This is a genomic window from Paenibacillus sp. J22P51, from assembly GCF_059692215.1.
Genome location: NZ_JCAUAZ010000006.1, coordinates 90,738 through 104,826 on the forward strand (window position 1 = coordinate 90,738; position 14,089 = coordinate 104,826).

Below are 14,089 nucleotides of genomic sequence, written 5' to 3' on the forward strand. Positions count from 1 at the left end.
GCTTTGCACTAGGCTGTTGCTCAGCAGATGCTTCACCATATGGCGTACTGATTGACTTTCCATCAGCTCAATCGTATCAGAAGGACATGTGGGTCAAAGTAACAGGGACGATTGAGAATGGGAACTATAATGGCAATGATATTTTCACAATTGCTGCCACCAAAATCGAGAAAATTGCTGCGCCCAGCTCACCTTATGTTTATCCGAATTTCGAACCGCTTAAAGTGCTGAAGTAGTTGGATTGAATCTAATATTAACTTTGTTTGATAAAAAAATGACCGGAATTCCTTATACTTAAAAGGATTTTCGGTCATTTTTAAATTTTCTTTCTTTTGAGCAATAGTAATAACTAGTCTATCCGGAGATAACTTCCATAACAGATAGGAATCTTTGCGATTATCGGTTCTTATTAACTTGTCTGCTTTCGGACATTGTTCGTGTCATTCGACATTTTCTATATGCATATATGTTCTTGTCACGCGACAATAATAGCAGCACTCCCCCCCAGGTCTAGCTGACTAGTAATATCCTACACCAATTTCTTCCACCATTTTTCCTCTAAGCTCTAAAATGCATTTATCTAATTTATTCAAAGTATCAATACATTCATTCCTTCCGGTTTCAGCTGCTTCCAATACAGCATTTTCATTATCATAAAAATAAATAATAAGTGTATAAACATCGTCAATTAGACTATCAATACCATTAATTAATTCTTCACAGACTTCACAGACCTTGTCTGATAGATAAATCTTATTAAGAAAATACTCTTTGTTTGCTTCAACTAATGTCGATTTGGCATCATTCAATTCATTTAACTTCATATAACCAATTAATGAATTAACTAGATTAATTTTGTTATGATCCCAATCTGCTAAATACATTTCTATTAAGTGTTCTTGGGCTTTATTTTTTAAAAGTATATATTGGAGACCTTTCGTTGATAATGAAAGATAATATTGTACTGGAAGGAAATTAAGTATAGGTTTAGTTTTTCCAATTGCTAATGTTATTAGATGATATGTTTTTTGATAATTTTCATGTTTTTTTGTAGTATACAAATTAAAATCTTGCAATTTCCTTTGAAAATCAAATTTATTGAATTCAATAATCTTTTGTAATTCATGCTTATGACTCTCAATATTTTTAGTAAAAAGATGTTCTACATTCTTTTTCGTAATAAACTTAATAGCTTATTTAACTTGGTCAGGGTTATGGCGGGGACTGCGCCTTTGCCGATAACACTATGTTAGTGTCACCGAACGGATAATATTTTGGCGATGGTAGCAATTCAAAGTTTGACGAAATAATTACCAAAGCAATGCAGAAGTTATGATACTTATGGTGAATTATAGAAAGTTTATGAACGTTATAAAAGGTAGGCAGCTGATCCACTTTGATCGACTACCTTCTCTTCGTTTAACTATCGTTATCCGTTAGTTTAATCATTTAGTTTTTCCATTCCGATCTTATCATTGAATAAACAATATGATCATAATATGATCCATTTTCACACTCTTCAGATCTTAGGATCCCATCTCTTCTGTACCCAAGTCTTTTGGGAATTCCCTGACTTCTATAGTTACCTGTTCGAGTTCTTATTTCAACCTTATTTAATTGTAATTCTTTAAAAATGTAATTGGTTATTTCTTTACAGGTAATTGTCATTATTCCTTTCCCTTGGAAATCATTGATTATCCAATATCCTAATGATGTTTTTTTGTTAAGCCAATCAATGTTATGTATGATTATTTCTCCAATGAATCTATCCTGAAAAAATATCCCACAATATAGTCCTTTATTGTCGGCAAACTTCTTAAGTTCAGATTCAATAAAAGCCTTTTGATCCTCGACAGTTTTAATTTTGTTAACCCATGAATTAAACTTACTAAGATAGGTCCTGTTATTCTCAATTTCGTTAAATATGATTTCGGCATGTCTTACTTCTATTAACTTTAGTGCAATCTCTTCACTGATAATATAAGAAAACATAATTATCTCTCCTTAGTATTATTTAATGAGATCTACATTACTTTCGTCTAAAGTTTATTGTACGAACTTCACAAAAATACCATACTTGGCGTATTCGCGAAGTGATTGAACTATGCTGCCCGTTAGCTTAATGACACACTCTTCTCCTCTATTTTAGTCCGCGGCAAAGGATAAATGATCTATTCTTAATTCGGGAAAGGATATAAGTTCTTGTCCTAAGCAAATGACAATAACTTATATCCTTAGAAAGAAAAAAGCCGCAAAATTGCGACTTCAAATGGATATATGTTCTTGTCCTCCGGCAGGGCTGCTGCCTCGGTTAGATTAACATCGGACGTTATTTTACGGCCATAACTTTCCCCTGTGTCATTTTTACTAATTCATATGGTGTTAATTCAAAAACAGCATTAGGATGCCCTGCTGCAGCCCATATTGTGTTGAATCTGAAAAGGTCTTCGTCGACTATTGTCACTACGGTTTCTTTATGCCCTAGCGGTGCGACTCCGCCAATTACAAATCCTGTACGTTCACGTACAAAATCTGCATCAGCTTTCCCTAGTTTGTCATTTAATTGTTTGGAAAGTTGTTTTTCATTCACACGATTAATCCCGCTGGCAACAACTAGTAGCGGGTTATCTGAATTTTCAAGTCGGAAAATAATCGATTTAGCAATTTGTGCGACCTCACAACCGATTGCAACTGCAGCTTCCTGAGCAGTTCGTGCGCTATCTGGTAATTCTACAACTATATTGGCATATCCCAAATCTAACAAATTATTTTGAAACCGTTGTGCACTTTCCTTTAGATGACTTGTCAAAGTGACTCCCTCCGTTGATCTTTATTGTGCTCTCGTTATCCGTTAGGGTAACAATGCTTTCCGACTATTGAAAATAAATTGCGTAACAACTTCTGCATATTTATCTGGTTCTTCAACTCTCACGTAGTGCCCACTTTCATTAAACATCTCAATACAATTATTTATAAATTTCTCTTTATACCCGTTAATTTGTTCTTCACACGTTATCGGATCATGTAACCCTTTAATGAGTATTGTGGGTTTATCAACTGTAGAAATTCTTGAAAAGATAGAATCATACATTCTCCAATTCTTCATCAGTTTACTTCTTGTATTATTTGATTTTTTCCAAAGATCCAATGTCTCGGAACTGGCACCAACAATTCTATTGATTACTTGCTTATCATCGCCATACCAAAAAACGGGGCCATCATCACCTAAGTCGCTAAATGCTTTACCCATGATATGGTTAACTTCTTTATAGTCAGACTCTTCTCTAAGTGCATTTAAATAATATTCGGAAAGGTCTTCTCTCCCGCTTTTATTAAGTTCATAAGCCGCGATCCTTCCTCGCCTAAAACTTCTACATAAAGGTTTTTTCCTCTAATTTTAATTATACTATTAACCATCTTGATCTCCCATTAATTAGTTAGTGCGATCATTTATATATCCATAAATTACTAAACATAATCAAATACTAATTTTTAAGTTGAACTATGTCAAAGGAAATGTTGATTATATATGTCCTTGGATTTATTTAGATCCTAGTTGAACATTTCTACCCATTACACCAATAGGCTGCCCAGTAAGCTGGCAGCCTGTTGTTTTTGTGGTATCGTTCCTCGTTAGCTGAACAAAAAAGCTTTTGAACTGGCTTTGTCGGGAATGGGATCAAGTTCTTGTCACCCGAAATTTTTTGTCTTTGCGACACAAGCGTGATCTGCTCGTGTTCCGATGATCACTGTGGCGTCCTGTTCTTCGGATTCGATTATTTTCGGGAGTAGTCCGTATTGAGCAAAGAGTTCTACGGTCAACGGAGCCTGCCGAGCACTAGTTTCGACTAGTAGGTAGCCGTCCTCTACAAGCCAGAGAGGTGCTGCAGCTACAATTCTCCCTAGAACGTCAAGTCCGTCCGCACCGCCATCTAGTGCAATACGTGCCTCATGGAATCGTGCTTCCTGTGGAAGTAGTTTAATTGCCTCGGTAGGTACGTAAGGGGCATTAGCTATGAGGATATTAATGCGGTTGTGAAGCTGTTCGGGTAGCGGTTCGTAGAGATCCCCTTCATACACGAACCCTTCACCGGAATGGATATTACGACGAGCGAAATGCACCGCTGCAGGGTCAATATCGACAGCGTGCAATTCAATACGTTCCGAGTTAGCGAGTAAAGCAGCACCCAAGGCACCGGTGCCGCAGCACATGTCAACCACTACGTCACCTTGCTTAGCGAGAGCGACCGCCTGTCGGGCAAGAAACTCAGTACGATGGCGTGGTATAAAGACTCCTGGATCCACCTTAATCCGCAAATCACAGAACTCCACCCATCCGATTAGGTGTTCGAGAGGCACACCGGCGACTCTTCTCTCCACCAAGATCACGAGTTCATCAAGAGTCTGTGTAGCAGAAATCAGCAGCCGAGCCTCATCTTCAGCAAAAACACAACCGGCATCACGAAGCTCGCTAACGATTTGCGAATAAATAGCACTTTCATTAGGGTCATAATAATTCACTAATCATCCTACTTTTCATGGGATATTACCTTCATTATACCTATCACTCCTTGCTCTATGTTTGTAGAAAATAATTAATAGTTAAACTATCCGTTTACTTGAACATGCCGCCCAATATGCAGGCAGCTTGTATTATTTAACTATCGTTTTCCGTTTAGCTTAATTCCGATAAAACCGATTTCGGCAGCTTGCAAACTACGCTGTAGGCGGGGTTAAACATGTTGGCAATTTCATATTCCACTGCTTGTCCCAGCAACAAGCTGGCTTCCGAAGACGTTAAGCCGAAATCTTCCTGCAGCAGCCGAAACATCTCGGTCGTTGCATGTTGAAGCGCCTGGTCAAGCGGCCGTCCATTGCCGATACAAAACCAATGCGTGTCGGTTTCACCTCTTGGCCAGCCTATCATTTTGCCTTTTTGAACGCTAACTGTGAACCGAACATCCATAGATATTTCGAGCCCTGTACCGGTGATTTCTCCATCGCCTTGCAAGGCATGACCATCACCCAAATAAAACAATGCACCTTTGGAATACACCGGAAAATAAACTGTAGATCCTGCGACCAGTCCTTTATAGTCCATGTTACCGCCATACTCGCCGCTTGTTGCAGTTGAGATGAACTGACCATTGGAAGGCGCTACACCAAAACAGCCTAGGAAAGGACGCAAAGGCAGCTTCAATTCAGCTAGCCCCGCAGTTGGCTCCTTGAGAAAAGCAACCCCCTGTGGAACATCAACCGTCCAGCGTACGATGTCCGATGCCGGCAATGCAGCAGCAACATATGGTTCGATAACTGCTGGGGCAAGCATGTTGGTTGTCCAAGCCCAATCGCGGTTCGGAGTGATTGATTCGAATTGAACCGCTAGCGTATCACCGGGCATCGCTTCTTCTACATAGAAAGGTCCTGTCATTGGATTCCCGCGAGCAGCTGCGCTTTCGCCGTTGTTGTCCCAGCCTCTCGCATCGACTGTCGTCGTAATGACCGTATCCCCATCCCGAATCGTCAATATAGGTGGATGCTGGCCTATCGTATTAAAATAAAGTTGAGGTATGAACTGATGAATCATGGCTACTCCTCCTTGTCAATTGGATAGTCTATAGTTTCGACAACTTTTATAAATTTCCTACCCAGCAAACCAGCGAGAAGTCGGGCGTAGTAAAGCTGTTTATATAAATGGACTCATAGTTTTATTCAACTATGCTGCCCGTTAGCTTAACGAGGCCGCCGGATCAGTATGCCATCAGCCTCGTTCGCTCGTCATTTTCATCTGTAACGAAATGGACATTTTCGTATCCATTTAATGTTACGTTATGATACAGACTTTCAATTAAATTTTTATCTTTGCAATAGATCGAGACGTATGTACTATCAACAATTAAGAGTACGAGCTGACAAATAATGTTCGTTATTTTCTATGATTCCTTTAAGAATTACGCCATCCATACCATACACTTCTTCAGGGAAAAGTGGCTCCCCTTTATGAAAGCAAATAAATAGAAATCGTGAGAAGAACATCTTTTTAAGGGCCTGTCCCTGATTTATCGAAAGTCCATCCTAATCTTGTTTGTTTAACATAAATATAACTCGAACTTAGATCTCTAGCATAGAACAAGTATCCTTCGGATCCCCTTTTTCCTTGATTTTTCAATTCAGTTGTAACAGCAAGTAATGGATGTCCAGTAAGAAAGATGTGTTTTCTTACTTCAATATTTGCTGTAGGAGAAGGAAAAAAGCAAAATAGTAAAACTAGTCCTAAAATTGTTATGAAAATTACACGCCCTTTTTTGCTCACCATTATCAACTCCATGTTTAAGTTTTAAAAAAAAACGATCACCGAGAGGAAACCATTTAATGTCTATTTAAACTGACGTTAAACATAAGGAGTAGTTTCAATTTTCTTGAAAACAGTTCATATTACCTTCGTTAATTGAACAGGGTGCCGAAAATGCCGGCATCCTTATTTGTTATTGTGCTTTCGTTTCTCGTTAGCTTAATGACTTAAGACGAGAGCCTTACAATTGTTTAATTCCTACATACTTGCCATACAACATAAAAACACAGTACCCGAGTAGGCCTCCAGAGGTATTCAGGATCAGATCATCCACATCAAAATTTCCAATGGAAAAATAGACCTGCAAGCATTCCAAGAGTAAGCTCATTCCCAGTGATTGGATAAATACTCCAATTAGCGAAATCGTTTTGCTTTTAGACAATAATAAAAGAAAAATTCCATACGGCATGAATGCCAAGATATTCCCGACCAAATTGATTACTTCATGACTTGACGGACTTACAAAGGTATCGGAAATTGTTTTAAGCGGAATAAAATTACCATACTGCATTCGGTGCATACTATATTCAGGATTTTCCATATTTTTCTGCAGCCGATGCCAAAGAAAGTCTATATCAATCGAGCCGTACTTAAATAAAATGACTCTACATAAGGTAAGCATGTATAAGGCAAACATTCCTGGCACCACAAGGCGATTCATTAATTTCGTTAGATTCATTGTTTTCGTCCTCACTCCTCCTTACCTCTTCTAATAAGGATAAGGAAAACTGTTTAATAAAAAGTGGGGTATTTATAAAATTTTCCTTAAATTTCATACTTCTGAATCAAGAATGTACCCAGTACGCGATTTTAGAACCTTTGGAACACTAAACTGTCCATTATTTCAATAAAAAAGAGTAGTTGCCCGCGCGGCAAACTACTCCATTATTTTTCAACTAACGTTTCTCGAGGGAGCGTACGAACCAGTACATGGGTTAACGATACTAATTCTTCTTACTAATCGCATGAGTCAACTCCATGATGAGGTTCTATTTATAATGACTAAATTTTTACATTGCAATTCATGACACATAACTTGAATGAATAACAAAAGAACCTTCCACGAATCAGGCTCCATCACTGTCGCTTCTCTGTACTGAATAGGTTTGTGTAATTATTTTCTTAACAGTCTCCGAAATATTATTGATGCTTAGGCCATATTGCTTCCAATTGAATGCCGTTGTTATCGAAAAATCCGAAACTTCTTGTCGGTCCATTGCTCATCAGTACGGTCATTTCCACACTGAATTCCTCCAACCTGCTCCTCATTAGTAGACTGGCAGCCTCATCCTGAAGAGCAAAAGCAATATGCTGCAAAGCACCTGGAATAAAGGTTAGGCGCTGCAGCGCTTCGGGATGCGAATGAATTTGCGCCTCAGCGAGCTCGAAGAAATGTAGCCCCCAAGTTTCGGCAGTTGCCCCTGGCTTAATGAAAGCATGCCGCCCGTGAAAGGGATTTTTCGGGAAAATGTTGCTTGATTGCATGCCCAAAACATCCGTATAAAATTGGATCGTTTTTTCTATCCAATAAAATGACGAGGGGTTTCTGCGTTTATTTTGTCAGTCCGTTCACATATGATCGACATTATCTGCTTGTAAAAAGTCTAATTCTGCATCAATTTGGACGGTACTAAAACAATCTCACTAGCCTTAAGAACGGAACGTTTCGATTCTTCGGTAGATTGCCATCTCCTTATTTTTTCAGGTGTTTCAAGGGTAACTTTCACCGTGTGAGAACTAATGTAATCATTCTTCGTTAGTAAGTCCCCTTTATCATCTATGAATTTCGTATCCTCTTTGAACTGGACGAGACAGTTATATCCGATAGAATTAATTTTTCCTCTTACCCCTTTATTTACCTCGTCGGAGCAATCGACAACTACACCGTTCGGCAAAACTTCACTTATTTGACCCTCTATGAATGTTGAATAAGTGTCATTAGTATTACAGCCAATTACAACGAGCGTTAATAAGAAAGAGGACAACGCAGCCCGATTCATAAAACTTGTTCGTATCATGTATACCCCCGTTTCTTGAATGAGCAAAAAAGGATCTGCCGCGAAGCAGATCCTAGACTATAGTTCCTCGTTAGGTTATTCATAAAAGTTACAACCAGAGTAAGAGGTATTATTTCGGTAAAGTTGCCATCATCGGATAAAAGTCCATAGTCATGATTCCAGCGATAACGGCTGGATCTTCTGCGATGAGTTGATAGACTTGGTTTGCATTATCAATCTCAATGATGGCGAGTCCATGAGGATCGTTCGGTTTTAGAACCGGTCCGAAAACCAGAGCAATCCCCAGATTCTGTTTATCCGTCCAATAGGCAATGTGTTGGTGCATGACGTTTCGTTCTTCTACGGTCATATCCTGATGAAAAGTTGTTCTTGGCGGAGTAGACCATAACATAAAGTGCAGTTTTCCCGGTTTGTAATTTGCGGTGTTTTCCGACATTTACGAAAACCTCCATAACCTAAATTTGTAATTCAAATCATAACAGTCAATATTAATTATTCCTCAGATCCCATTCGTAATGCAAGCAAGACGAACTTTTATCACATTCATTTAGTAATCTTCTGGCGGTTAGTTGAGAAGGCTACCGTTCTATGTTGTCTATGTTGTCGGCAGCCTTTTTAGGTTATATCACTAAAGTTTGAATCTGAGCAGATGCTCAGTCAAATGTTCTCTCTTTAAGATTTCAATCTGCTTGTTCCCTATTAGGTCGTAATGTGGATATTCATCACGAAGATGTATGTAAACTGGATTTAAACCATTCGCCAAGCACCATTCCTTCAATCGTTCTAGATCACTGCAGCCCACCTTAGTGATCGTCTTCACTCCTGGAAAGCGAGGCTCTACCCAATAATGCGTCAAAAAGGCAATTTCTCCCTGTGAGCATTTGCTTTTCCATTCATTCAGTTCATGTCTGGATATTCCGAAAGCCATGTCATCAATCTCCTATTCGGTGCAGGTTCTCCGTACTAATTGTCATACTACCCCATTACCTAGCTTAACCTTAGTTAAATATCTTTTTTCTTGCCCCTCATAGATCATGCTTCCGTTATACGACGCCAGTGGATCCTGGAGGACGTGTATGGTGGTGTGTCAAAGTCGTTCCAATCCGTGCTTACAATAGAGGGCACGGGAAAGGCGCTGTTGGACGTGATTAAGAAGCGGAATATGGAGGGAGTCGTAGCTAAGCGAAAGAGTCAATGCCCCATTGAATCAACGCTGGTACATTCATCAATTCATTTTGGCTCCATGCGAGAGTGAAAACAACACTGCTTGCTCTGTATCCATTCGTAACCCCTTGAGTGTGATAGATTTGAAATCCACACCATCCATTTTAGCTCCCCTTACATCAGCTCCCTGTAATTTCGCTTTTGCTAGCATTGCTCTCGTAAGATCACAATTTCTTAAGTCGGCTCTTTCTAAATTGGCTTCAGTTAAATCAGATTCAAAAAATTTGATTCCACGTAAATCTTGCTTAACCAATCTGGCACTTCTCAAATTCGTATAAGACCAATCCCCTTGGAATATAGTGATCCCATCCATTTTGGCACTGGAAAAATCTGAACCCGTCATTTTACATTTTTCAAATTTTGAGACAAATAGATTTGCTTCGGTAAAGTTACAATTCTCAAACGCGGATTCCATATGAACGGAGCTATTTAACGAGGCGCCCCGAAAATTACATTCAACGAAACGGCAGTTCCTCGTTGTAATCTCTTCTAACGATCCGTTAGCAAATGTGCAACGATGAAAAGTGCAACTGATAAGCTCGCCATACCTCAAATCTTGATTGCAAAAGTCTACTCCTTCATAATTTTGATTGATATGCTCAAACATGATACTCCTCCTCATCTAATAGTTGACACATCAACTATTGGGTGTTCGCAAATCATTTTTTCACATTATCGCGCATCTTAATTAGAAGCCTGCGTAATTCATTCATTTCTTCAAGTGAAAAACCTGTTTCAAGTACATCAATAGTTCCTGAAATACAAGGTATTACATTTGTAGCTAAGTTCTTACCTTTATCTGTTAAAGATACTTTAAAGTAACGACGGTCATAACTACTAGTAATTCTGTGCATTAGACCTTTATTTTCAAGGCTCATTATCATCCGAGTGATGCTTGATTTATCTTTTCTTAAAGCGATAGCAATTTCACCTTGAGACAACCCATCCCGTTCATTGAGCAAAACAATTATAAAAGCTTGTTCAGGCGTAATATCATACGGAGCTAAATTTTTAGCCATGCGCATAGATATATCTAATTTGACATCATGAATTAAGACAGCAATATTTTCGAGAAAATCCATTTTGTAATCACATCCCATGAAAGAATATACCACAATAGTTGATAAGTCAACTAAAAGCGTGGTACTTCCCCATTTGAAGTTTGAATTATTGAGCATAACTGCCCGTTACTTAAACGAACAAAGCAGACTACCGCAGCAGTCCGCTTAATTTCACTCTCGTTCTCTGTTAGCGTAATAAGGTGTCCCCCACTATTCGTCCGCCATTCAAACCGGATGGCCATCTCCCTTTCCCAGGGATGAATATTCGTTGGTCACCTATGGTATATAGGTTACACCCTCTGTATAGGAATTGTTAGCATTCCAGATTAAGTATTCATTAACTCCCGCATCTTTTAAGGCTTTAATTTGTGCATCTACTTCAGCCTTGCCATATTTAATATAATTGCCGGTACCTAACCAGCTTGCAGTAAAGTCTTGAATCCATGGACGTGACTGGGGTGGAGACTGGAGTTGTGTAAACTTCTCTTTTTCAGCTTTCATGTATTCGGTAACAAGTCTATATGGCTCTTTATCCGGTTTTGATATTCCGAAATAACCATTGGACCAATGACTTGGATAAATCATAGACGAAATTACATCTACGGAGCTAGAAATGCGGTTAAAGTTCTGACCGATACCCGGCGCTTCAGGCAAGGTAGCAGAATATCCGAAGATATCAACAGAGACTTTTATTGTGTACGGTTTTAGTTGATCTTTGGCATAAGCGACGAAATCGCTGACAGCATCAACACGAAGTTGAGTCATACGTGCTTTATCGCTAAAATCAGGTTCTTGGGGAGCTTTTTTTAAAAGGTCAGATACGCTCTTTTGAGCATCGTTCATTGCTTTTTTATTTACATCGGTATTCGTTGAATTGTAGGTATTAGTAGCATCTGTCAGCTTTATCTGTAAAGATGTCAAATCGTCTTGATACTTCTTAGAGGTTTCCGCATAGTCTTTTTCTTCTTGCACAAATTTAGCTGGTTTTTTATCCTTGTAATCGCCCAATGAATATTTGAGAACTTTGTCCCTGCTTTCAAAGCCTTCTGGGAATCGCACGTAGTCAAATTGGATTTCTTTAAACCCAAGTTCTGCAGCCAATTTTGCTACATCTACATTATGATCCCAGGTTTCTTTAAGGAATGGGTTGATGAACCCGTCACCGTTACCATTACGCCAAACACTGTTGCCCTCTACATAGGAAAGGTCTGGACGTTTTTTGGCCAAAACCGTGTCTTTAAAGGAAACAATACGAGCGATTGGGTAGATTTTATGCTGCTCAAGTGTTTTCATGAGTGCGTGGGCATCTTTTATGTAAGGTTGGCCAAATTCTGCAAGTTTCCCCTCAGGCTTAAATGTGATATATCCGTCATCATCTTTTATATCTATCACCATTGCATTTAGGTCAGTGTTATCAACAAGTGAAAGAAGTTTAGACATACGGTCCCCACCAGCTGACCAACCTGTTACATAAATTCCACGTACAGCATCTGGATATTCGAAATGTACGGGGGGATCAAATGCAGGTGCTTGACTAGCTGCAGGTGTGGGCGAAACGACCGTTGGTGAATTTGAGGGCGATGGCGATGGCGATGGCGTGGGTGTAGGCGTGAACTCTGGTGCAGCTGTAGAGTGCTGTTCCGATGGATTCGGCGTATTCAGAGCTTCTTTTGAGGACAAACAACCTGACACCGCGAGCACTAATAATAGCATGATAAAAATAAGACCTTGTTTCTTCACGATATTCTCCCCTTTTCCCAAAATCACTTAATTTCCAGCAGTTATACCTTTTGGTGAATAAAGGGTGTTACATGGAGAAATAAACTTCATCATTTAAAGATTTGGCATTAATAATTGCCCAATACATTAACGGGAAATTCGATGCTCCATATTGAAATATTCGTGAACCGAATAAACTATGCTGCCCTTGATGACATACGGCTAAAAAAAGAAATAAGGAGCAGCTGCCGCAGCAAACTGCTCCCGTTCCGCTAATCTGCTCTTTCGTATTGAATAGGCTACCGATTATCTCGGTAACCTGTTGCAGTGAGCTATCGTTATCCGTTAGCACAAACTACTGTTTGATCATAATTCTTCCCCATGACAAATGAAAAAAAGCATCACAAGGATGCTTCTAACGTGTCTAGCCTGTTTCTCAAAGTGATCTCATCCAATCAAACAATTTCGCTTTTGTACTTCCAAAATCACCTTGGCTGACAATCCAAAGCCTTAACTATCCGTTAATCATTCATTTTTTGACTTTATATCTGGGGCATTTTTTAATGGCTTTTGAAGTGCATCCACAATGGCTGCGAAGATACTTGTTGCTAAAATACCCATTAGACACAATGATGTAGGACCCGCTGCATCATCGCTAACTGTAACTTTAGCAAGCACCCTTAAGCTTACTATTCCTATTAAAATGAGGAAAATGACTGTAAAAGCACATTTCTTAATAATCTGCAAAGATTTAAGGGATAATTCAGAGAAAGCATTGTTCTTTTCGATGTAGGTTAATAGTTTATAGGCTTGATACAACGCAACAGAAAACGCAATACAGAATCCGTATGCACATACTAAAAAGGGGATTAGGAAGTAAGCCGTATCTGGATGTTCCCTTGCATCTCTTACGGCTATCTCAGGCAACCAGATACACAAAGCAAGCACTGCAATTCCAGCGAGAAAAATAATTACCTTTAAGAAAGTGGTTGAACCTCGTTTAACATTCATTAAAAACACCTCACTTATTTAATTACATCATGATTTTAGCATATGATTTATCGTTTTACAATAAATTTGTATTGTTTTAATTAAATTATTATTGTTGTTTAAATATCCTTTTTATTTTGGCAAAAATAAAAAGCATTTCTCATTACAAAGAAATGCTCTTACTTTAAAATGTTAAATTTACAACATGTTCAACAAAACTGCCCGTTCTTTCATCGACTATTTCTCTTCGATTGGTGTATAAATCTCTAGCTCACTTTCAGGTGAAGTCGGATTAAATCTTTCGTCCATCAACTCCACTACCCAACCAGTACTATGTTTGTAGCCATTCTCATCAATCCAATGATTAAGAGAACCATAAGCATCACCTATTTTCCAAATCTCACCTTTGTGCGTATAGACAGCATAGGTGCACACAGGAGTAGTCTGGCTTACCATTCGATTTGGAATAGAACCAATCTCTGTGACTTGAGCGGTTGTATAGTAGGTTCCAAGATTGTCGGGTGCATAATTACCTGGTTCGTATAGAGCCAATCTTTCACCAGTTCGATTTTGGATTTCCTCCATACGACTTATTAAAGATTCAAATGATTGCGGAATTACGGTTGGGTATTCTGAATACTTCGCTTCATGCCTTGTTCCAACTGCTGAGAATCCTCGTTTGACCACTCTACACGCATTATCTTTAACGCCTAGTTCGCTCATAT

The 14,089-nt window shown here is 38.9% G+C and carries 18 protein-coding genes and 1 pseudogene; 1 reads left to right on the forward strand and 18 read right to left on the reverse strand.

The window, feature by feature from the left end:
• Positions 1 to 11: 11 nt before the first annotated feature.
• Positions 12 to 236 (forward strand): annotated as a pseudogene (locus AC58QC_RS15080) (TIGR03943 family putative permease subunit); the annotation flags it as partial.
• A gap of 282 nt (positions 237 to 518) precedes the next feature.
• On the opposite strand, the gene AC58QC_RS15085 reads toward AC58QC_RS15080, so the two are convergent.
• From AC58QC_RS15085 to AC58QC_RS15170, 18 genes are all read right to left on the reverse strand, one after another.
• Complete coding sequence (locus AC58QC_RS15085) at positions 519 to 1,076, reverse strand: hypothetical protein (protein ID WP_497415946.1); 558 nt, start codon at positions 1,074 to 1,076, stop codon at positions 519 to 521.
• Positions 1,077 to 1,449: 373 nt separating this feature from the next.
• On the reverse strand, positions 1,450 to 1,992 hold the full coding sequence (locus AC58QC_RS15090; RefSeq protein ID WP_497415947.1) for a GNAT family N-acetyltransferase: 543 nt from the start codon (positions 1,990 to 1,992) through the stop codon (positions 1,450 to 1,452).
• A 337-nt stretch (positions 1,993 to 2,329) separates the two neighbouring features.
• Positions 2,330 to 2,809, reverse strand: a complete 480-nt coding sequence (locus tag AC58QC_RS15095) for a YbaK/EbsC family protein (protein ID WP_497415948.1) — start codon at positions 2,807 to 2,809, stop codon at positions 2,330 to 2,332.
• Positions 2,810 to 2,851: 42 nt separating this feature from the next.
• Complete coding sequence (locus AC58QC_RS15100) at positions 2,852 to 3,250, reverse strand: alpha/beta fold hydrolase (RefSeq protein WP_497415949.1); 399 nt, start codon at positions 3,248 to 3,250, stop codon at positions 2,852 to 2,854.
• 440 nt (positions 3,251 to 3,690) lie between these two features.
• Complete coding sequence (locus AC58QC_RS15105) at positions 3,691 to 4,521, reverse strand: putative protein N(5)-glutamine methyltransferase (RefSeq protein WP_497415950.1); 831 nt, start codon at positions 4,519 to 4,521, stop codon at positions 3,691 to 3,693.
• 154 nt (positions 4,522 to 4,675) lie between these two features.
• Positions 4,676 to 5,587: an acetamidase/formamidase family protein gene (locus AC58QC_RS15110; RefSeq protein ID WP_497415951.1), complete on the reverse strand. Its 912-nt coding sequence runs from the start codon at positions 5,585 to 5,587 to the stop codon at positions 4,676 to 4,678.
• A 163-nt stretch (positions 5,588 to 5,750) separates the two neighbouring features.
• Entirely contained in the window at positions 5,751 to 5,930 is a 180-nt protein-coding gene (locus AC58QC_RS15115) for a DUF2691 family protein (protein ID WP_497416157.1), read from the reverse strand.
• A gap of 110 nt (positions 5,931 to 6,040) precedes the next feature.
• A complete protein-coding gene (locus tag AC58QC_RS15120; RefSeq protein WP_497415952.1) occupies positions 6,041 to 6,313 on the reverse strand; it encodes a YjcN family protein in 273 nt (90 codons plus the stop codon).
• A gap of 220 nt (positions 6,314 to 6,533) precedes the next feature.
• Positions 6,534 to 7,046, reverse strand: a complete 513-nt coding sequence (locus AC58QC_RS15125; RefSeq protein WP_497415953.1) for a VanZ family protein — start codon at positions 7,044 to 7,046, stop codon at positions 6,534 to 6,536.
• Positions 7,047 to 7,492: 446 nt separating this feature from the next.
• Positions 7,493 to 7,876 carry a VOC family protein gene (locus AC58QC_RS15130; protein ID WP_497416158.1) on the reverse strand — a complete coding sequence of 128 codons (384 nt, stop codon included), beginning with the start codon at positions 7,874 to 7,876 and terminating at the stop codon, positions 7,493 to 7,495.
• Between the two features lie 80 nt (positions 7,877 to 7,956).
• The gene (locus tag AC58QC_RS15135; protein WP_497415954.1) at positions 7,957 to 8,370 is read right to left on the reverse strand and encodes a hypothetical protein; all 414 of its coding nucleotides are present in this window, start codon (positions 8,368 to 8,370) and stop codon (positions 7,957 to 7,959) included.
• Positions 8,371 to 8,479: 109 nt separating this feature from the next.
• Positions 8,480 to 8,806, reverse strand: coding sequence for a YciI family protein (locus AC58QC_RS15140; RefSeq protein ID WP_497415955.1), 327 nt, complete (start codon positions 8,804 to 8,806; stop codon positions 8,480 to 8,482).
• A gap of 192 nt (positions 8,807 to 8,998) precedes the next feature.
• A complete protein-coding gene (locus tag AC58QC_RS15145) occupies positions 8,999 to 9,298 on the reverse strand; it encodes a hypothetical protein (RefSeq protein ID WP_497415956.1) in 300 nt (99 codons plus the stop codon).
• Between the two features lie 297 nt (positions 9,299 to 9,595).
• Complete coding sequence (locus AC58QC_RS15150) at positions 9,596 to 10,201, reverse strand: pentapeptide repeat-containing protein (protein ID WP_497415957.1); 606 nt, start codon at positions 10,199 to 10,201, stop codon at positions 9,596 to 9,598.
• 52 nt (positions 10,202 to 10,253) lie between these two features.
• Positions 10,254 to 10,676 (reverse strand): MarR family winged helix-turn-helix transcriptional regulator, encoded by a 423-nt coding sequence (locus AC58QC_RS15155; protein ID WP_497415958.1) that lies wholly within the window; start codon positions 10,674 to 10,676, stop codon positions 10,254 to 10,256.
• Between the two features lie 255 nt (positions 10,677 to 10,931).
• Positions 10,932 to 12,395: a putative glycoside hydrolase gene (locus AC58QC_RS15160; RefSeq protein ID WP_497415959.1), complete on the reverse strand. Its 1,464-nt coding sequence runs from the start codon at positions 12,393 to 12,395 to the stop codon at positions 10,932 to 10,934.
• A gap of 504 nt (positions 12,396 to 12,899) precedes the next feature.
• Positions 12,900 to 13,385, reverse strand: coding sequence for a DUF2975 domain-containing protein (locus tag AC58QC_RS15165; protein WP_497415960.1), 486 nt, complete (start codon positions 13,383 to 13,385; stop codon positions 12,900 to 12,902).
• 216 nt (positions 13,386 to 13,601) lie between these two features.
• Positions 13,602 to 14,087, reverse strand: a complete 486-nt coding sequence (locus tag AC58QC_RS15170) for a GyrI-like domain-containing protein (RefSeq protein ID WP_497415961.1) — start codon at positions 14,085 to 14,087, stop codon at positions 13,602 to 13,604.
• Between the last annotated feature and the right edge of the window lie 2 nt (positions 14,088 to 14,089).

What these genes read in the sequence shown, in the direction of transcription:
- AC58QC_RS15090 (WP_497415947.1), bottom strand. Translation starts at nt 1,992, where the DNA reads ATGTTTTCTTATATTATCAGTGAAGAGATTGCACTAAAGTTAATAGAA.
- AC58QC_RS15100 (WP_497415949.1), bottom strand. Translation starts at nt 3,250, where the DNA reads ATGGGTAAAGCATTTAGCGACTTAGGTGATGATGGCCCCGTTTTTTGG.
- AC58QC_RS15110 (WP_497415951.1), bottom strand. Translation starts at nt 5,587, where the DNA reads ATGATTCATCAGTTCATACCTCAACTTTATTTTAATACGATAGGCCAG.
- AC58QC_RS15135 (WP_497415954.1), bottom strand. Translation starts at nt 8,370, where the DNA reads ATGATACGAACAAGTTTTATGAATCGGGCTGCGTTGTCCTCTTTCTTA.
- AC58QC_RS15140 (WP_497415955.1), bottom strand. Translation starts at nt 8,806, where the DNA reads ATGTCGGAAAACACCGCAAATTACAAACCGGGAAAACTGCACTTTATG.
- AC58QC_RS15145 (WP_497415956.1), bottom strand. Translation starts at nt 9,298, where the DNA reads ATGGCTTTCGGAATATCCAGACATGAACTGAATGAATGGAAAAGCAAA.
- AC58QC_RS15150 (WP_497415957.1), bottom strand. Translation starts at nt 10,201, where the DNA reads ATGTTTGAGCATATCAATCAAAATTATGAAGGAGTAGACTTTTGCAAT.
- AC58QC_RS15155 (WP_497415958.1), bottom strand. Translation starts at nt 10,676, where the DNA reads ATGGATTTTCTCGAAAATATTGCTGTCTTAATTCATGATGTCAAATTA.
- AC58QC_RS15165 (WP_497415960.1), bottom strand. Translation starts at nt 13,385, where the DNA reads ATGAATGTTAAACGAGGTTCAACCACTTTCTTAAAGGTAATTATTTTT.
- AC58QC_RS15170 (WP_497415961.1), bottom strand. Translation starts at nt 14,087, where the DNA reads ATGAGCGAACTAGGCGTTAAAGATAATGCGTGTAGAGTGGTCAAACGA.